This is a genomic window from Bifidobacterium sp. ESL0825, from assembly GCF_052606465.1.
In genome coordinates this window covers 1,220,563-1,240,230 of record NZ_CP199589.1, presented here as the reverse complement: position 1 = coordinate 1,240,230, position 19,668 = coordinate 1,220,563, and the positions used below count along the sequence as shown (strand labels likewise).

The following is a 19,668-nucleotide window of genomic DNA, read 5'->3' as shown; positions in this document are numbered from 1 at the left end:
GAGCTTCGTAGGAGCCGGACGCGAGGTCCACGATCAGGCCGTCTGGTACGCCGAGCAGGCGCACAACCGCGGCGAGCAGGATCTGGCCCGGGTCTTCAGCGGCATCGCCGACCAGGCCATGACCCCTGCCGACTCGGACCAGACTGCCGCACGGTTCGCCAAGGACGTGGCCGTGGTCACCGGCGTGGCCCCCAAGTCCATCGCGGGATCGCTGACTGCCGGCCTCTTGGAGGGCGGGGCGACGGTCATCGCCGTCTGCCACTCCCTGAAGCCCCAGACCGTCATCTGGGCCCGCGACCTCTACCGTCGCCATGCCGTGGGCGGTGCCCGTCTCTGGATCGTGCCCGCCAACCTGTCCAGCTACCGGGATGTGGATGCCCTGGTCGACTGGGTCGGCAACGAGCAGCGCAAGACCACGGGGGCCACGACCACTGTGCTCAAACCTGCCTATGAGCCCACCCTGCTGTTGCCCTTCGCAGCCCCCGCCATGCACGGGACCATGGCCGACTCGGGCCGGCTCTTCGAGTCCCAGGCCCGGCTCATGCTCTGGAGCCTGGAACGCCAGATCGCCGGGTTCGCCGGCATCGGGGCGGACACCGATGTCGATCACCGTCTGCATGTGGTCCTGCCTGGCTCGCCCAACCGCGGCATGTTCGGCGGCGACGGAGCCTACGGGGAGGTCAAGGCCGCCCTGGACGCCATCGTCAACCGGTCCCGCCCCGAGCAGGACTGGTCGGGCCGGGTCACCTTCGCCCACCCGCTGATCGGCTGGGTCCGGGGCACCGGGCTCATGGGTGGCAACGATCCGCTGGTCCAGGTGGTGGAGCGCCACGGCATCCGCACCTACTCCACCGGGCAGATGGCTGATTCCCTGCTGGATCTCTGCACTGTAGAGGCTCGTCAGCAGGCTCTCCAGGCCCCGCTTAAGGCCGACCTGACCGGCGGCCTGGGCTCCAGCCCGCTGGACCTCAAGGCCCTGAAGGCCGAGGCTGCCCAGGACGACGATTCGTCGATGCCGGCCCCAGCCGGAAAGTCCGGTGATGCGCCCGCAGATGTCGACAAGGATCAGGACCGGGTCATCAAGGCCCTGCCTACACCCCGGGTGCCCGCCCAGGCCCCGGTGGATCTGCAGGATTGGCAGGGCGTGACTGCTCGGCCCGAGGATCAGATCGTCATTGTCTCCATCGGCGAGATGGGTCCCTGGGGTTCTGGCCGCACCCGCTTCGAGGCCGAGATGGGCATCCACTCGGATGGCCAGGTCGACCTGAGTGCCGCCGCCGTGCTCGAACTGGCCTGGAACATGGGTCTGGTCGAGTGGCAGGACAGCCCCAAGCCGGGCTGGTACGACACTGACGGCGAGCTGGTGCCCGAGCAGGACATCGCCGAGCGCTACCACGACCAGGTGGTGGCCCGCTCCGGCATCCGTCCCTTCGACGACGGCATGGGTTCCGACTACCGCCAGGGCACCAACGAGGAGGAGGTGGACGTCTTCCTGGATCACGACGTGGCCTTCTCGGTGCCCACCAAGGACATGGCTGAGGAGTACGTGGCCCAGGATCCTGACCACACCAGCATCGCCCGCGACGAGGAGTCCGGCGAGTGGACCGTCACCCGCCTGCCTGGCTCCCGCATTCGCGTGCCGCGCCGGGCCACCATGTCCAGGACCGTGGGCGGCCAGTTCCCCAAGGGCTTCGACCCGGTCAAGTGGGGCATTCCCGCCTCCATGGTCGGGGACGTGGATCAGATCGCCCTCTGGAACATCGTGACCACCGTGGACGCCTACCTGTCGGCCGGATTCACCCCGGTGGAGATCCTGCAGGCCGTGCACCCCTCCAAGGTGGCCTCCACCCAGGGGACCGGCTTCGGCGGCATGGCCTCCATGCGCAAGCTCTACCTGGACCGCTTCCTGGGCAAGGAGATCCCCACGGACATCCTTCAGGAGGCCCTGCCCAACGTGGTGGCCGCGCACGTCATGCAGTCCTACATCGGCGGATACGGCAACATGGTCCAGCCGGTCTCGGCCTGCGCCACGGCTGCGGTCTCCCTTGAGGAGGGCGCCGACAAGATCGCCCTGGGCAAGGCGGACTTCGTGGTCACGGGCGCCATCGACGACATCGGCGTGGAGTCGGTCATCGGCTTCGGCAACATGAACGCCACCGCCGATTCCGCCGAGATGTACGCCAAGGGCATCCAGCCCCGGTTCTTCTCCCGGGCCAACGACCGTCGGCGCGGGGGCTTCCTGGAGTCCCAGGGCGGCGGGACCATCCTGCTGACCCGCGGCGACATCGCTCTGCGCATGGGTCTGCCCGTGGCTGGTGTGGTCGGGTACATCCACTCCTTCGCGGACGGCGCCCACACCTCCATCCCCGCACCCGGGCTGGGGGCTCTGGCTGCCGGCATGGGCGGCAAGGACTCGGACCTGGTGCGCTCGCTGGCCAAGCTGGGCGTGAGCCCCGACGACATCGCCGTGGTCTCCAAGCATGACACCTCCACCAACGCCAACGACCCCAACGAGTCCGAGTTGCACAACACCCTGGCTCACGCCATCGGGCGGACGGACGGCAACCCGCTATACGTCATCTCCCAGAAGAGCCTGACCGGCCATGCCAAGGGCGGCGCCTGCATCTTCCAGATCAACGGGCTCACCCAGCTCTTCCGGTCTGGGGTCATCCCGGCCAATGCCTCCCTGGACTGCGTGGATCCGGTCCTGAGACGCGACGACCATCTGGTATGGCTGGAGCAGCCTCTGAAGGTGGGCAGGATCAAGGCCGGACTGGTTACCTCCCTGGGCTTTGGCCATGTCTCTGGCATCGGTGTCATCGTCAGCCCCGGAGCCTTCGAGGCAGCCGTGCTCAAGACCTCCGGCCAGGAGGCCCTGGACGAGTGGCGTCGCCGGGCCAACGACCGTCTGGCCGCTGGTCAGCGCCATCTGGAGGAGGGCCGCATGGGTCGGGCCCCGCTCTATGAGCCCATCGACAACCGCCGCTTCCATGAGGACGGCCACGGGTATGTGGGCCACGAGATTGAGAAGGCTATGCTGCTGGATCCCCAGGCCCGCTTGGGTGCCGACGGCTACTACGACCGGAGCTGAGAGCAGTGTGAACCAGCTGGATTTCCGCCTGAAGCAATAGGCGGGAGTCCGGTGAGGGAACAGTCATTGCGATGATCGGGGAGGTGGGCCAGACGGCTCGCCTCCCTTATTGTCTCGCCATTGGGTGCGGCTGTCCCTCGTCTTCATGCCGTATGTACAAGGGCTCCCTTGCAGGTATGTGAGCTATCTGGTCGTCAGGACTTATTGGGCATTGGAGCTGTTGTAATGGCTGCGCATAAGGGATTTTGTCCGAATATTGCCCGCATGTTGCTCAACCGGCGGTGTGCTATTGCCAGGCTGCGATTGGAGCCTTTTCACAAAAAGGTATAAAAAGTAGATGGGTGACCCAGATTTTACTTGGGATTATTGCTGGGCCACCCAAATGGCCGAACTCGTCTTGGGGGAGTGTCCGGCCTCTTACTCGTGCGAAGTTTTAGTGCTAGTGATCGCTGTAATGGAATTCCTACTGCTGAGGTTTGCTGCCATAATACTCATGGCAAGAAGCCCGACTATCATAGCCACGCCGATATTTTCCCCTTCAGCTGTGGGCAGGACACCTACAGTCAGGGGGAGTCGCTGGTTGTTGATGTCGCCGGATCGGTCGATCGAATTGAACGTTTAGCGGATGGCCACTGTCACCATAATTGGTTGTATGCGGGGGTTGGGGGTGACAGTCCAGGTGCCATCGCCGTTTTGTTTCAGTCAGGTTTTCTGTTTCCGCTCAAGGATCACCTCAGCGGGCACACCACTTGTAGGGAAAGGCATTTCGACGGTACGACGATTGACTGCATTGAGGGGATTGCCTGTTTTCAGCGGTCTATTCGGGTTGATTTCCTGGACATGAGTCCTTATGTCTGGAGCAATGCCCTGGGAATGGAAGGCACCTATGCTGCATGAAGTGATTTGTATGGAGTACCGTCTTATTATTCGGAACAAAGGCAGGCAAACCCCGCGTGTGCACGATGTTGTCGCCCAGCTCTCACTAATTATTGACGCCACACGGATAGGCGCCCCTCATAGGAAGCGGCAGCCAGTGAATAAGGGTAACTCGTACTGACCGAGCGTTTCCGCTTAGGAACCGCATTCATCGGTGCTCACTGCGCTCGCGTGCATAGTCATATTGCAGCAAGGTATCGTTCATGTCTAAGGAAATACAAGGAACATCGCGACACCGAAAGCGACACCGCACAATCCGAATATCGTAGCCCCAGCGAGTCGCTTCATGTAATCCGGCTTGCCCCAATTGTTTTTGAGGTCATCCGAACATGCTGACAGACAATGTTGAATCACCGACATCATTTCATTCCCTTTCTTAAGAAGGAGCTGCAAGATGCAAGGCTGTCAAAATAGGTAGGGTCAATCCCGTCGATGCTGAAGCAGAACAAGTTGTCGCATAGGCTATGGTGGTAGCTGTGCATCAGCAAGTAGCATCCGACCTTATCTGCAAACAAATTTCATCTCTTCGTTAGTCAAAGCAGAAGAACCTGGCTAACTTCTTGCCAATTATATTCGGCTATAGTTCCCCTCTCAACCGGGTCAACTACTTGTTTTCCGCCATTCTCGTTTTTGAGAACCTCGTAATAGATATCTACTGATGTTGCTGTAAATGCTATCAGAAGAATTGATGCTCATCCTGTTATCGCCAGCATGATTTCAACTTTTGTGATCGATGTTAGGGCATAGCGGAATTCCCATTCTCGAAAAATAAGGCTGCTGTGCGTGGCGAATTTGTCGATGCCAATGTCAATTACCTCTGATTTTCGTCCTCTAACATCGGATGGCAGCACGTTACCAGTCTGATTCCCCTTGCTCTGCAAGAATGAATAATCTTGCGGAAATCTGTCAGCCAAGTTCCGCGTAGAACATTTATTCTTTCCATCCATATCATCCGACAAGGAGTGGTCACCGCGTGAGCATGGATGATCCCGCAGTACTCCGGCAGTCACTGGAACGGACGAGGTGTTCCTTGGATCCACGGGATTGATCCATGGATACGCAGAGAAGCGATACTGGCGACGGCGTGATCTCTTATTCAGGGTGGATGAACCGCCTGAGACTAGTCCACAGCCGTCAGGGACCAGAATTTCTGTACGGATCTTCACGATTATCCGCAGAGGAGGGGTAATCAGCGCCGGTTTCCATGGCGCCGAGGGGTCCTCCCCAGTGATGTATACGTACGTTTATTGCCAAGTTCAACCGGGCGATGACCGATGTACTGCATGTTCCGGCCGGCCCATGTGCTATGCTCTGTACCGAGCCAACGGCTTTGCGGGCGTAGCTCAATGGTAGAGCCTCAGTCTTCCAAACTGATTACGCGGGTTCGATTCCCGTCGCCCGCTCCACGATAATCGCTGATATTCCGTCATTCTTGGCGGGTTTCCTAACCTCTTGAAGTGGGCAGGGTCGATCCTGACTGAGTGAGATTTTCCCCAGTAATCGGCAATTTACTGTCTAAATGGGTACACGATAGGGTACAGGTCGAAGACTGTTGGATAGTGGCGGATGCAAGGCGGGTCAACAGCGTCATGCCAGCGTTGCGACTCCTGCTACTGACGCAGCGAAATCTTCTTTATTCTTTGCTCTTCTTTGTCGCGCTCGTTCACGCAGGAACAGAACTATCAATGAGGAAATTGGGATGTTGTGGAGTCTTCGAGTCCTGACTGGGTGATTTGCTGCATTGGCCGATGAGGGGCATACTCGGGCCTATGGATGATGCCGGGTTTGGACAAGTGCTGGGGTTGGGACATGATCTGGTCGATCTGGAGAAGTTCGGCCGACAGCTGGCTATGCCAGGCACGCGCATGACAAGCTTATTCTCGCCAAGGGAGCGGCGGCAGGCCGAGCAGCGCGCCCTGCTCAAGCATGACGACACAGCGGCGCACTTGGCGGTGCGCTGGGCTGGCAAGGAGTCGGTGCTCAAGGCTTGGTCTCAGGCGCTGGGGCCTGAGCCATCGCCCTATGGTTTGGATGATTTTCCCTGGAGCGGTGTGGAGATTCTGGACGACGGTCGGGGACGGCCGAGTGTCAACCTAGAGTCCTCCGTAAAGGCCAAGCTTCACGAATCCTTGCTTCTAACCGGTAGTCAGGTCGACCAGGTCGAGTTGCGCTGGCATATCGCTCTCAGCCATGATGGGCCGGTAGCTTCGGCGGTTGTGCTTTTGTGCAGGTTCGTCTGAAATTAGGCTAGGACATGTGACTCATGTGCCGTGAATTCCTAGTTGTCGTGTCAGACAACCAAATAGAAGTCCTCGGCATGTGGAGCGATGCTCCGATTGTGTCGAAGTCGAATTCAAGGTTCAAGACTTCAGATGCAGTCAGCTCTATGTATTACGTGCGTCGCCATAAGGGCTGACTGTGGTTCCCAACTACATACAACCTCTTCTTGAGTTGCGTCCCTTACTTCCGTGGGATGATCTCGGCTCATCGTCCGGTTGTGTACCGATAAGAAATTCAGGGACGGCGCGGCCGGGTCCTGATTCTGGCCGAAAACGCTAAGGGCGCTCAGCATCTGCTGGTGATGTCAAGTTGCATTATGCACAGATAATGATGAGCTCCGTCGATCTGCTCCTGGGTGTAGTGATCAGGGGCGGGAGGGTAGCTGGAGCCGCTGCCTCCCGACGAAGGCGCTGGAGCGGTATAGCCGCCTGCTGGGCCTGCTGATCAGCGGCCTCCCGATCGGCATTGGTCTTGGCGGCCTTCGAGTCATTGACTGCCTGCATCTGGCTGGCGAGATCGAGATCCTGGATGGCCTTGCGCCGCACGTTGGTATCTGCCTTGGTGTCGGCCTGCACGACCTTGACCTGGTCGAGCACCGTTTTCAGGGCGTCGCACACAGCGTTGTCCGCTACCTGGCCGTTGCTGCGCGAGAGCAGCGAGTCCCCGTAAGCGATTGCCTTGTCCAGGTGCGCCTTGACCGTCCGGGCCTCGTCGTTGGCCGCCTTCTCCACGGTGGCCACGACCTTGGCGTCGGACACGTCGTCCTAGGGTATGGCCCGGACCCACCGCTGCGCCGCAGCCCGATCCGCTTCGTAGGCCTTCACGCTCCGAGCCGCGGAAGTCGCTTGAGACCAGCAGTCGGCCAGGGACTTCGCTTTGACGTGCGAAGACCAAGTCCACACCCCCAGCGATAGGCCCGCGGCAATCACCAGGACGGCCACGAGACCGAAGATGAAATGCCAATGGGCGCCCTTCGCCGATGCGCCCTTCGCATTCTCCTTCCCTGCATCTGCGGGCGTGATTCCATCAAAGGGGAACCTCGTTGTTATTGGCCCAATCCTCTTCGCTTACTCTGAGTTCAAAGACTTCAGAACGGATGGCTGACATGTTCGCCACGATAATTCAAAACCAACAACCAGAGTGATTCCGAATCGCTCTGTTGTCGCGTGTGAGTGCGGCAGGTATGTCTTTCGCCTCTTTGTCTTTGACTGCAGCGCTCGCATATTGGGGTCGGTGCTGGTGTCTCTGAGTTCATCGATGAGGGCGGGCATAGGGAATGCCGTGGTAAGTGCAGCCGACTTTACATCTTCATCCTTGTCTTTGAAGGAGGTAAACAGTTTCGGGCGATTGGTTTGACTAGCGTATAACCCTGCTAAACATTTTTGACTGGATCTCGCCCAATCTTGAGGTTGTGTGGTGTGGCCAGACAAGGACGAAGCAAGTGGAGCTTACGGGCAAGTACCAATGCATGGAATCGGCGAGGAGACTTATGCTAATAGTGTGTGTCAGTATGATCCAGAATGTCCTGTACATCGTCATCGTCCAGGGACGACGTGTCCGGTGGTTTACCGCAAGAGGATGGCTGCGGCGCGTGAGGCTGAACGCCGTCAGCGACAGCGTGACGAGCTAATAGGAGTCGTCGTCTTCATGGCGGTCGTTATAATTGGCTTTGCCATCCTGAATAGGGCAATCCCCGGATTTCTGAGCACTCTGCTGCAGGGCTTCGGCTTCACGAACAAGTAAATGCCAAGCATTCCTGACTCCTGCTTGCAGTCCCAATGCCAAGAAGGTCTTACTATCTGCTCGACGGCCAACGCACCGAGCGCGACGCCAATCCTAGTTTTCAAATCATGCATTTGAAATCAGGCGAGCTCAGACTGTGCATCAATGCTATGCAGGGCGTTGCTCATGGTGGCCAGTTTGTACTTTTGGATTGCTGCCAATACCATCGCTATCAGGCTGTTGCCGATGCGTAGCTTTTTTGTCGGCGGATCGGGGCGACGTTGACAGGAATGGCCATGACATGCAAATGGTGATGACATAAATCGCTAATCATCTGGATGAGTTTCTTGATTTTCATCAGCCTGCAATTATGACTGGCCTAGGGGGAGCGTAGCTTCATTAGGGTATTCAAAAAGGAAACTGGTTATACGCCTTATGTCTATGTTATGGACGCGCCATCAACTCATCTCGAAGAATGCTCAGCAATTCCTCCAAGTCTGTCGAATGTATAGCTCAGAATTGCGGATATTCCAAGCCGTCCGTCTTTTGTAGCGCTTTTAAATCAAAAGTATGTATGTCACCTATTGAGTATCGTCGCTGCACTTTGTAGACGATGGATGGATCGTTGAACTTGTCGATTATATGTGGTTGTCGATGAACGGTAGACTGATGTAATATCCTTAATGCGATGCAGATCATTTGTGACTGAGAGCGCTCCTGCGCATTTGTCTGAGGCGGATTTAATTTGTATAATCTATGTTGGAGTTCAAAGTTTTTATGTGTATCGCGTAAATGAATAAGTCGCCGCAGGGCGTGGGTTGAAATGTTTTCTATTATTCATTTGAATAATCTGCAAAAGGTTCATTGACTGTCGTCAGTGAACCTTTTGCATCTTCACAATGCGAGTTCGGTAGTTCTCACCAGTTGGCTTACGGCAAGCATATGAATAATAGAAAACGAATTGACATTCATGAATAATAGGTTTATCTTCATATTTAGAACACAAGTTAATCACCTATTCGAGGGAGATAGGGCGATGGTTGAGGATTCTGAGTTCACGCACAGGGGTGCTTATTCGAGTTCATCGGTTGTCGGCTTGAACCCGATCAATACAACGCAACCGCTCAACAGTGACCGAAGTCGGGAAGAGATGATCGCATGACGGCCGAAGGCGATGAGGTTAACGAGTATCTGGCCCGCACCTCGAAAGATCATGGTTTCGAAGTCTGCGTGCAGCATCTGGTCATGACTGGATGCCTTGATGCAGCCTTTGCCGGCAGGCTGGCCGGTTATCTGTATGACCAGGATCAGGCTGATATGGGTCTGGATACAGGCCTTCTTCACGACATAGGCAAGTATTCGGATGAATTCCAGAGGATGATCAGGGAGGCCTATGATGAGCAGTAGTGTCAATCACTCTTCATATGGGATGAAAGTAGCGTATAAGCTTCATCTTCAAGAAGCCACGTTTGCCATTGCAGGGCATCATGCTGGTTTGCTGGATTTTGGCAATCGTATTGATACCGAGAATGCAAGCACCTTGGTCGGCAGAATGAAGCGTCCCAACCCTGATGCATCGCATTGGAAGGATGAGATTACCCTTCCCGAAGTCAAACCGCTTGCTTCGTTGGGCTCACATTTCTCGGACATGATGCGTATCCGTATGCACGAATCGGCGCTAGTGGATGCGGACCGGCTGGATGCTGAGTTCTTTGTCAATGGCAAAGTAGAGCGCGACGAATCGCCATTCCTCGAGCAGCTGCTTCAGGATCTCGGTCCTGATCGTCTGTCCAGCTCTATAATGCCGCCTCCACAGGAATTACGTGAAATAAGCAAATCGCTGGCTGAGCAGCTGCGTGAGCATCAGTCAGTCAGAATTACGGCGCTTGCTGAAATCATGGAACGTAGGGCTGAATCCTTTCTGTCGGCGAAGGCGAGTACGTCGTTGAATGAAAAACGCAATGCCATATTGCGTGACTGCCTTACTCACGGAGCCGATCCTGAATGGAAACCAGGTCTATACACGCTGACCGCTCCTACAGGCGGTGGCAAGACAGACTCCTCACTTACTTTCGCGCTTGAACACGCCAAAACGCATCATATGGACAGGGTTATTTACGTCGTCCCGTACACGTCAATCATTGACCAGACGGTAAAGGAATTCGAAGCCCTCCTTGGGCCAGATGCGGTTCTGCCACACTATGCAGATGCGGCTTTCCAGTTAAAGGAGGAGAACGAGCTTACCGCAAACGATCTGCATCGCAGTTTTGCAGCCGAGAACTGGAACATGCCGGTTATCGTAACCACCGCTGTGCAGTTTTTCGAAAGCCTGTTCGCCAACAAGGCCTCTAAACTCCGGAAGATTCATAATATAGCCAACTCTGTTGTGATCTTCGATGAGGCCCAGACCTTGCCCTTGCCCCAACTGAAACCATGTGTACAGGCCATAGCTGAGCTGGTTACCAACTATCACGTCACTGCGGTACTGTGCACAGCCACACAGCCGGCCTTGCAGGATCTGTTTGCCCAGGCTCTTCGACGTCCAACTCTGGCAATTCCAGAAATTGCGCCATTGAACGAAAAGGAACGCCTGGAATTCCGACGCAACCGAATCGTCGATGATGGTCATAAGGACATGGATGAGATGGCTGCGGCAGTGGAAGGCCATAATCAGGTCCTATGCGTGGTCAACACACGTAAGGAAGCGCAGTACATCTCCGGAGCGGTGCGAAAGCATGGCTTTGAAGACGGCACTTTCTGCCTGACTACACTGCAATGTGCCTATGACAGGGAACGGTTGCTGAAGCAGATACGGGAACGTCTTGCCCAAGGAGAATCTTGCAGGGTCGTATCCACGTCTCTGATAGAGGCCGGAGTGGATGTCGATTTCCCTGAGGCATATAGGGAACAGACTGGTCTTGATTCGATTCTTCAGACAGCCGGCCGTTGCAATAGAGAAGGTCGACGTGACGCGGATGCTTCATTGGTTCATGTTTTTTCCACCGATGAGGGCCAAGTTTCATTCTTGAAACAGAATATGCTGGCTTTCGAATTGGTGCGGGAAGACAATGCTGACCTGGCATCATCAAAAGCGATTCATGAGTACTTCACCAGACTCTTTGGAATGCGTGGGGACGAGAGTCTTGATCAGCATCAGATTCTTAAGGCTCATGAACGTGGAATATCAGGATGCCGTATGCCGTTCGCTCAGATTGCTGAGCAGTTCAAGCTGATTGATACTCCAACTGTTCCTGTTTATATACCTGTCAACAAAGAAGCAAGCGACCTGTGTGCTCAACTGACTGATCCTCGTTGTTATACGCGAGGGTTGTTCCGCAGATTGGGTCGGTACGCGGTCAATGTTTGGCCTAGGCAGTTGGACAGGCTCAAAGAAGCCGGAAAGATATCCGCTCTGGCGGAGCATGGTACCAAGTCGGATGACGACGCATTTATTCTGCTGGACATGGGCATGTACGACAGCGCTACAGGTCTGCAAGTCGATGAAGATCAGCTGCCTCAAAACGGTCTGCTGTATTGATGAATGAATCGTAACTAGCAATACCGGCAACAGGAAAGGAGACCAATGACAGTACAACTTGAGGTCTGGGGTCCGTACGCCCTCTTCACCAGACCGGAAATGAAAGTAGAGAGGGTCTCGTACGACGTGATGACGCCGTCGGCGGCACGGGGAATTCTGGAGGCTGTGTTCTGGCATCCGGGCATGGTCTGGCGGATTGACAGGATCGTGGTTATGAATCCGATCAGGTTCACCAGTGTTCGTCGCAATGAGGTCAGCAGCGTGATTTCGGCCGATACTATCAGGTCGATGATCAATGATCCGTCCAAAGACAGCGCGATCTATACTTCCTCAGACATTCAGCAGCGTGCCTCCACCATTCTGCGGGATGTTCACTATGTGATTGAGGCGCACTTTGATATGAATAGTAAAGCTGCCGCTGGGGATACCCCGGCTAAGTTCATCAGCATGTTCAATAGACGGGCTCAGAACGGGCAATACTATCACCACCCTTATTTTGGAACCCGGGAGTTCTCTGTCGATTTTCGGCTTTGGGATGTCGATAAGGGTCAGCCCAAGGGCTTTGAAAATGGTCGTCGGGATCTGGGTTACATGTTATATGACATGGACTATCGAGATCCTGCGGACCCGCAACCTATGTTTTTCAGAGCTGAGCTGATTAATGGTGTGCTGGATGCAACTGATCCGAAGGTGAGCTCATGATTGGCGAACTAGTCAGACTTTACGAACGGCTGGTGGAGACTGGTCAGGCACCGCGGTATGGATACAGCGTTGAAAATGTTCCGTGGGGACTGGACATAGCAGATGACGGGGCCATAACCCATGTCATTCCGTTTGGGACATTGACAAAGAACAAGCAGTTCAGACGTATGATGTCTGTTCCAGCACATGCATTACGAACGGTGAAAATTCAGGCCAATTTCCTCTGCGACAACTCCTCTTACCTGCTAGGTGCAGATGCCAACGGTGCAACAGACAAGGCGGCCAAGCGCTTTGCAGCTGCTGCTAAATTGCATCGGCAGGTGCTTGCAAATGCCGATGAAGCTGAAGCCCGCGCAGTGCTCGCTTTCTTCTCCCGGACGCCTCAGGCGACAGTTGTCGAGGAGAAATTGGGCGAAGGGGACTGGAAGAAGGCCTTGACCGGTAATTTCGTCCTCTGCCGCAACGGCTTACCTTTATCTGAAAACCCAACCATGCAGCAATACTGGGATTCATGGTTCGCTTCGGGTGACGAGGATGGTGATCAGGCGGCCCCTAGTTCTGAAACCATGCAAAGTGTTGTTTCAGGTCAAGCTGTCGTCCCTGCTCTTACTCATCCAAATATCCGAGGCGTCCGCAACGCACAATCCAGTGGATCCGCACTGGTGTCTTTCAATGCCCCAGCATATCTTTCCTACAACAAAAAGCAGGATAAAAATGCTCCTATGAGCAAACGTGAAGCCTTTGCTTACACTACAGCCTTAAATACCGTGTTGAAGGACGATCAGTATACAAGAACCATCAATGATGGCTCCTTGACGATTGTCTCCTGGGCAGAATCGGGACAGGCTGAGTATTCAGCTGAGATGAATATGTGCATTGAAGGCGCTGCGGGGGTTAACCAACAGGACCTGATAGCCACTGTCACGGCCTTGTCTAAAGGAAACCCAGTTGATTTCAATGGTGTCAGGCTTAATCCGGATGAGCATTTCTACATCCTCGGACTTGCTCCCAATGCTGCTAGGCTATCGGTGTCCTTTTTCTTGAAGGACACTTATGGCAGTTACATGGAGCATGTACGTCGGCATTATGAAGATCTGGATATCGAACGCCCGAAATTTGATAAGCTTCGCTATCTACCTGTGTGGATGCTCCTTGCGCAAACTGTGCCATCTGCTGCTGGTGGGAAAAAGAGGATTCCGGCTTCCCCCCATACGGTTTCCGATCTGTTTAAGGCCATTCTTATAGGTGCGCCCTATCCTACGTCGCTTCTGACTGCTGTTGAAAAGCGAATTGGCGTTGAACATGACGTACCTCGCGCCAAGGCGGCAATCATCAAAGCGTATTTTCTTCGTCACCCAAACAACCAATGCCCTAAGGAGGTATTGCAAGTGTCCATCAACAAAGAAAGCACTAATGTGCCCTATGTCCTAGGACGACTGTTCGCCCTATATGAGGACATACAACATGCTGCAAATCCTGGTATCAATACCACGATTGGTGACCGGTTCTTTACTAACGCATCGACCATGCCAGCCGTGGTTTTCCCACACTTGGGCGATTTGGCGAAAAAGCACCTGCGAAAATTGCCGACGGGAACGCGCATTTACTATACCAAGCGTATCGCCGATCTGATGACCCGAATCGGCGAGAACTTCCCGACGAGGTTATCGTTGCCTGAACAGGGGGCTTTCCAGCTCGGATATTATTTCGAGACTCAGGAGCGCTACAAGGGCAAGAACAAAGACGACAATAAGGGAACCAGCAAGGAAGAAGGAGTTGTAAATGAGTGAGCAAACTGCGAAGGCAATCCAAAATAGATATGATTTTTCCATTCTCTATGATGTTGAGAACGGCAATCCCAACGGAGATCCAGAATCAGGCAATATGCCACGAACCGATAGTGAGACCGGGATTGGAATTGTCACTGATGTTTGCCTGAAGAGGAAGATACGTAACTATGTGCAACTGATTAATGGGGATAAGGCGCCATGGCGTATTTATATCAAGCAGCAGGTTCCGCTGAACCGCCTCGATGCTGAGGCGCTGAAAGCGGTTGGCGTCAATGGAGATCCCGACGTGGACAGTATCGGGAAGGCTTTAAAGAAGGCCAAGAAGGAAAACGGCGAGCTAGATAGATTAATCCTCGATTACATGTGCTCCAATTTCTTCGATATCAGGACCTTTGGTGCGGTGATGACCACCTTCGTCAAGGGCGGGTTGGCCTGTGGCCAGGTGCGTGGTCCTGTGCAACTTGGATTCTCGAGGTCCATCGATCCGATCTTCCCGCAGTCTGTCACCATCACCAGGGTGGCCATTACTACGGAAAAAGACCAAGAGAACAAGAACAACGAGATGGGCAACAAGTCAATCGTTCCTTATGGTTTATACCGTGCTGATGGCTATGTGAATGCCAAGCTTGCACAAAAGACCACCGGATTTAGCGAGGAAGACCTGGCCATGCTTTGGCAGGCCATTCTCAACATGTTTGAGTTCGATCATTCCGCGGCCAGGGGCAAGATGGCCGTTCGCAAGCTCTATGTCTTCAAGCACAGCAACGATCTTGGCGATGCTCCCTCCTATAAACTGTTCGATAGCATTCACGTGGCTCATAAGCCTGAGGTCGAGACCCCGCGCAGTTTCTCGGATTACGATGTGACGGTCGATACTTCGGCTATTCCGCAGTCGGTCAAACTGACTGAAATGGTGGATGGCTGAGTCTACTGCAATGATTGAGAATTCCATGGACTCGTCCATGGCCACAGGGCCGGCCGAATATCCTGAGGATGAATGGCTGGCCCTGTCTGGCATTCAACATTTCGAATTCTGCAAGCGCCAATGGGCGTTGATCCACATAGAGGAGCAATGGCGTGACAACACCAGAACGTATGCAGGAGACTTCGAACACCGACGTGCTCACGACTACCATGCTTCTGAAAAACGCGGCGACACCTTGATACTGCGCGATCTGCGTGTATTCTCTCGAAAGTTGGGAGTCGTCGGCGATTGTGACATCGTCGAATTTCACGCAGCTCAGGATGGAGTTTCGTTGATAGGCAGGAGAGGACGTTGGAAACCCTATCCTGTTGAGTACAAGCATGGTTCCAGCAAGGTCAATAATGCTGATCGTTTGCAATTGTGCGGCGAATCTATGTGTTTGGAAGAAATGCTCTCCTGCAGCATCAGCCAGGGGGCATTGTTCTATCAGCGGACCAAGCGCCGTGAAGTGGTTGAACTCAATGATGATCTTCGTGCTCAGGTAGTCGATGATCTGGCGCAGATGCGGGACCTTTATCGGCGAGGTCATACTCCAAAGGTGAAGCCGAAAACGGGTTGCCGGTCATGCTCATTGAAGGATATCTGCCTGCCCGAACTTGTGCATAAGTCTTCTGCTGCTGACTACATCCGAAAGACCTTGAAAGAGCTGCAGGGGTAACTTAGGCAATGAGACTTGATTGAGGAAAAGCACCAGAGGGGAGCGATGATCTATTGAGACAGATGTTGAACACCTTGTTTGTCACTACAGAGGATGCCTACCTTTCCCTAGAGCAGGAGAACGTTGTGGTGAATGAGGGCGATCGCGTCATGGGACGGATACCTCTGCGTGCCTTGGAGTCTATTCTTTGCTTCAGTTACAAGGGTGCTTCGCCAGCCTTACTGGGCAAGTGCAATGAATTTGGTGTCTCATTCGCCTTCTACTCCCCTCAGGGCAAATACTATGGGTCAGTGCTTGGAGAGGCTAACAGAAATGTGCTTTTGCGACGCCGTCAGTACCATATGGCCGATGACGATAATGAGGTCTGCTCGATTGCGGCTTCATTCGTCATGGGCAAGATATTCAATGCACGACAGGTGCTGGAGCGTGCTACCCGAGACCACGCTTTACGGATCAACGTGCCTCGCGTGAAAAAGCAGAGCGCTCGTCTATTGGCAGCTTTGCGGGAATTGGACGACTGCCAGACGGCGGATTCGGTTCGCGGTGTGGAGGGGGATGCCGCCAAGTGCTACTTTTATGCCTTTGATGATCTCATCCTCACGAACAAGGATGATTTCTACTTCGAGCAACGCAGCCGAAGGCCACCGATGGATAGAATGAATGCCCTGCTCTCATTTATCTATGTGCTGCTTTCCGGAGATTGTCGTTCTGCACTTCAAAGTGTCGGCCTTGACCCTTATGTCGGTTTCTTGCATACAGACAGGCCGGGTAGATCTTCCCTGGCCCTGGATCTTGTTGAAGAATTGCGTCCCGTCTTTGCGGATCGGCTGGCTTTGTCCCTGGTCAACACCCATGTGGTTAAGGCTGGAGATTTTGAGGTTCGAGAGAACGGAGGAACTTATCTTAACGACAAGGGGAGGAAGCAGGTGCTCTCTGCCTGGCAGAAGCGTAAAAATGAGCAAATCATGCACCCCTTTCTTAAGGAGAAAGTGCCTTGGGGCTTAGTGCCCTATGTGCAGGCACTATTGCTGGCTAGATACATACGTGGGGACATGGATGCCTATCCGCCAATGTTTTGGAAGTAGGGTGGAAGAATAATGATGGTGGTTGTTGCTTATGATGTCGACACCTGTGAGGCGGCTGGTCGGAGGCGGTTGCGGCAGGTCGGCCATGAGTGCATGAAGTTTGGGCAGCGTGTGCAAAATAGTGTGTTTGAATGCGTGGTTACTCCTGCAGACCGTGAACTCCTAAAACAGCGGCTAATGACGCTGATCGACCCTCAGGAAGACAGCTTGATCATGTACGACCTGGGTGCCAGATATTCCCGAAGAATCCATTATTACGGGGTGAGGCGGCATATTCCTGTTGACCAAGTGATGATGCTATAGAATCACTGGGTTATGGCTGCACTGTATTGTCTGTGCCACGATATTAGACGATGGCTGAGTAGTTGGTGTAATTCTGTAAACAGTGCAGTATGCTGACTGTTGTTGCGAATCCTCAGAGGCGCGAAACGCTAGCAATCATGTATTCGTCTGATCCTTCGCGCTACGAATCGTTGCTTTTATATGATGTTCAGTCTTAATTTCGCATGTTTTCGTGAGCTGAGTTCTTTTTTGAATTTCCAAGCAGAGGTCTGTAGATGCGAAGAAAGCTAGAATTTTAGTGAAACAGATGAACGGTTGTTTGATAACTAAATAGTGATGTTGTCGATTTGAGGCATCATCTCAATTGCTCGGCTAGAGACAGAATCTGTGTACGTATGTTCGGCTGTTGGAACTCTCTAGCTATTAAAAGCTGACCATATATTGGTCAAGAGATGTATCATTGAGCTGTCGCTCCCTTCGCGGGAGCGTGGATTGAAATTATCATCTATAGAAAGCTCAGGGGCGCATTCGGGGTCGCTCCCTTCGCGGGAGCGTGGATTGAAATTACATCACAAGGAAGCAATCTCGCTTTCGCCGTGTCGCTCCCTTCGCGGGAGCGTGGATTGAAATAGCAGACGACGCGTGTTAGAATGTACCAGCGGTTGTCGCTCCCTTCGCGGGAGCGTGGATTGAAATACTTTGCGACGCAGAGCGAAGGGGATCAAGCACAGGTCGCTCCCTTCGCGGGAGCGTGGATTGAAATGCAAAGCTGACGGCGGGTGCAGACGGGACCCACAGTCGCTCCCTTCGCGGGAGCGTGGATTGAAATGCCAGAATCACGGGGTGATCATGAGACGACGGTTGTCGCTCCCTTCGCGGGAGCGTGGATTGAAATTCCGTCGCCCCCGGCTCCCAGGACGAGACCGCCACGTCGCTCCCTTCGCGGGAGCGTGGATTGAAATACCACCACGTCACGCGAGCCGGGCGACCGGAGCGGTCGCTCCCTTCGCGGGAGCGTGGATTGAAATATTTCTTGCTCGCTCCGGACGGGAAAGTCGAAAGTCGCTCCCTTCGCGGGAGCGTGGATTGAAATACCTATGCCACCTACTTTGCCCTGCGCCGGTCTCGTCGCTCCCTTCGCGGGAGCGTGGATTGAAATTCCACCTCCATGCACCCGTCACGGCCCGAGCTCAGGTCGCTCCCTTCGCGGGAGCGTGGATTGAAATTTCCACTACGGGGTCAGCGCCAACGGCCTGTCCTGTCGCTCCCTTCGCGGGAGCGTGGATTGAAATGAGAAACGCTTCGGACGCTTGTACCGGGAGCCCAGGTCGCTCCCTTCGCGGGAGCGTGGATTGAAATCTGCGTCGAAGGCAGCCGCAGGACCGCGTGGCGCCAGTCGCTCCCTTCGCGGGAGCGTGGATTGAAATCCGACGCGCCAAACAGCGGCCGCGACTACAGGCAGGTCGCTCCCTTCGCGGGAGCGTGGATTGAAATTGCGCGCAAGAGACGAATAGCAGCGCGGGAGAGGGTCGCTCCCTTCGCGGGAGCGTGGATTGAAATATGACCTGGATCACCTGCGGGTCCGGGTCATAGGTCGCTCCCTTCGCGGGAGCGTGGATTGAAATAACGCGGATCACGGCGACTACGAGGGGTTTTTTCGTCGCTCCCTTCGCGGGAGCGTGGATTGAAATTTGGTTCAGGATGTGACCGGCGCGCCGGTCTGGTGTCGCTCCCTTCGCGGGAGCGTGGATTGAAATCTTTCGGGGCTGACTGGGAATGCTTGCTTCGGACGTCGCTCCCTTCGCGGGAGCGTGGATTGAAATATATCCGCAAACTGCATGGTCTGCTGGTTTGACAGGTCGCTCCCTTCGCGGGAGCGTGGATTGAAATAATCAAAGGTTTGGAATCTGCCGGATGGTGGGTGGTCGCTCCCTTCGCGGGAGCGTGGATTGAAATTCCTTACTGGTACGGGTCTGCCATCACGTCGAAAGGTCGCTCCCTTCGCGGGAGCGTGGATTGAAATTTCAGCGGCCAGATGTGCTGGGCGGCCTCATGACCGTCGCTCCCTTCGCGGGAGCGTGGATTGAAATCGTCGTATCCGCATCAATAACTAGCATTACACTGGTCGCTCCCTTCGCGGGAGCGTGGATTGAAATCACAAGCGGAAAAGCAAAGGAGCGGACATCATGACGTCGCTCCCTTCGCGGGAGCGTGGATTGAAATAACAATTTTGACATGGACGATCCAACAAGGTATAGTCGCTCCCTTCGCGGGAGCGTGGATTGAAATGGCTTCCCTCGCCCAGAGCAGGCGCTTGCCAACCGTCGCTCCCTTCGCGGGAGCGTGGATTGAAATGCCACCCTCAGCCGCGAGGCGGGCGTGCCCGACCGTCGCTCCCTTCGCGGGAGCGTGGATTGAAATAGGGTCATATATGAGGATGCCCTCAGCCTCGTGTCGCTCCCTTCGCGGGAGCGTGGATTGAAATCTGAAACAGTTCAAAATCCGGCCGGCATAGCGTGTCGCTCCCTTCGCGGGAGCGTGGATTGAAATACGGCCTGTCTGCAGGCCATGCCATCGGAGCTGGTCGCTCCCTTCGCGG

General features: G+C 54.7%; 13 protein-coding genes, 1 tRNA gene, 1 pseudogene and 1 CRISPR repeat array (1 of these 16 only partly in view). Of the genes and pseudogenes, 13 read left to right on the top strand and 2 right to left on the bottom strand.

All coding sequences use genetic code 11. The features are described 5' to 3' along the window. Positions 1 to 148: 148 nt before the first annotated feature. From ACUIAG_RS05420 to ACUIAG_RS05405, 4 genes and pseudogenes are all read left to right on the top strand, one after another. Positions 149 to 3,091, top strand: a pseudogene (locus tag ACUIAG_RS05420) (beta-ketoacyl synthase N-terminal-like domain-containing protein); the annotation flags it as partial. Positions 3,092 to 3,448: 357 nt separating this feature from the next. Beyond that, positions 3,449 to 3,988 carry a hypothetical protein gene (locus ACUIAG_RS05415; protein WP_445339276.1) on the top strand — a complete coding sequence of 180 codons (540 nt, stop codon included), beginning with the start codon at positions 3,449 to 3,451 and terminating at the stop codon, positions 3,986 to 3,988. Positions 3,989 to 5,359: 1,371 nt separating this feature from the next. Next, positions 5,360 to 5,433: transfer RNA gene (locus tag ACUIAG_RS05410), tRNA-Gly, on the top strand. A 342-nt stretch (positions 5,434 to 5,775) separates the two neighbouring features. Further along, positions 5,776 to 6,267 (top strand): holo-ACP synthase, encoded by a 492-nt coding sequence (locus tag ACUIAG_RS05405; protein WP_445339275.1) that lies wholly within the window; start codon positions 5,776 to 5,778, stop codon positions 6,265 to 6,267. Between the two features lie 354 nt (positions 6,268 to 6,621). Here the strand turns inward: ACUIAG_RS05405 and ACUIAG_RS05400 are convergent, their stop codons facing one another. Together ACUIAG_RS05400 and ACUIAG_RS05395 are read right to left on the bottom strand one after the other, a co-directional pair. Further along, positions 6,622 to 7,065, bottom strand: coding sequence for a hypothetical protein (locus tag ACUIAG_RS05400; RefSeq protein ID WP_445339274.1), 444 nt, complete (start codon positions 7,063 to 7,065; stop codon positions 6,622 to 6,624). Positions 7,066 to 8,261: 1,196 nt separating this feature from the next. Continuing rightward, positions 8,262 to 8,387: a hypothetical protein gene (locus ACUIAG_RS05395; protein ID WP_445339273.1), complete on the bottom strand. Its 126-nt coding sequence runs from the start codon at positions 8,385 to 8,387 to the stop codon at positions 8,262 to 8,264. 48 nt (positions 8,388 to 8,435) lie between these two features. Here ACUIAG_RS05395 and ACUIAG_RS05390 point away from each other — a divergent pair, with 48 nt between their 5' ends. From ACUIAG_RS05390 to cas2, 9 genes are all read left to right on the top strand, one after another. Further along, the gene (locus tag ACUIAG_RS05390; protein ID WP_390459426.1) at positions 8,436 to 8,639 is read left to right on the top strand and encodes a helix-turn-helix domain-containing protein; all 204 of its coding nucleotides are present in this window, start codon (positions 8,436 to 8,438) and stop codon (positions 8,637 to 8,639) included. Between the two features lie 548 nt (positions 8,640 to 9,187). Continuing rightward, positions 9,188 to 9,436, top strand: a complete 249-nt coding sequence (locus tag ACUIAG_RS05385) for a hypothetical protein (RefSeq protein WP_445339272.1) — start codon at positions 9,188 to 9,190, stop codon at positions 9,434 to 9,436. Beyond that, positions 9,426 to 11,567, top strand: a complete 2,142-nt coding sequence (gene cas3 / locus ACUIAG_RS05380; RefSeq protein ID WP_445339271.1) for a CRISPR-associated helicase Cas3' — start codon at positions 9,426 to 9,428, stop codon at positions 11,565 to 11,567. The genes ACUIAG_RS05385 and cas3 overlap by 11 nt, the downstream gene beginning before the upstream one ends. A gap of 45 nt (positions 11,568 to 11,612) precedes the next feature. After that, positions 11,613 to 12,269, top strand: a complete 657-nt coding sequence (gene cas5c, locus ACUIAG_RS05375; protein ID WP_445339270.1) for a type I-C CRISPR-associated protein Cas5c — start codon at positions 11,613 to 11,615, stop codon at positions 12,267 to 12,269. Then, positions 12,266 to 14,059 (top strand): type I-C CRISPR-associated protein Cas8c/Csd1, encoded by a 1,794-nt coding sequence (cas8c, locus tag ACUIAG_RS05370; protein ID WP_445339269.1) that lies wholly within the window; start codon positions 12,266 to 12,268, stop codon positions 14,057 to 14,059. The genes cas5c and cas8c overlap by 4 nt, the downstream gene beginning before the upstream one ends. Continuing rightward, complete coding sequence (cas7c, locus tag ACUIAG_RS05365; protein WP_445339268.1) at positions 14,052 to 14,984, top strand: type I-C CRISPR-associated protein Cas7/Csd2; 933 nt, start codon at positions 14,052 to 14,054, stop codon at positions 14,982 to 14,984. The genes cas8c and cas7c overlap by 8 nt, the downstream gene beginning before the upstream one ends. Further along, a complete protein-coding gene (gene cas4 / locus ACUIAG_RS05360; protein ID WP_445339267.1) occupies positions 14,977 to 15,702 on the top strand; it encodes a CRISPR-associated protein Cas4 in 726 nt (241 codons plus the stop codon). Before cas7c ends, cas4 begins: the two co-directional genes overlap by 8 nt. A gap of 62 nt (positions 15,703 to 15,764) precedes the next feature. Continuing rightward, entirely contained in the window at positions 15,765 to 16,787 is a 1,023-nt protein-coding gene (gene cas1c / locus ACUIAG_RS05355) for a type I-C CRISPR-associated endonuclease Cas1c (RefSeq protein ID WP_445339266.1), read from the top strand. 12 nt (positions 16,788 to 16,799) lie between these two features. After that, positions 16,800 to 17,090 carry a CRISPR-associated endonuclease Cas2 gene (gene cas2, locus ACUIAG_RS05350; protein ID WP_180335456.1) on the top strand — a complete coding sequence of 97 codons (291 nt, stop codon included), beginning with the start codon at positions 16,800 to 16,802 and terminating at the stop codon, positions 17,088 to 17,090. A 446-nt stretch (positions 17,091 to 17,536) separates the two neighbouring features. Beyond that, a CRISPR array of direct repeats spans positions 17,537 to 19,668; the repeat unit is 32 nt; unit sequence GTCGCTCCCTTCGCGGGAGCGTGGATTGAAAT; it runs 1,733 nt beyond the window's last position.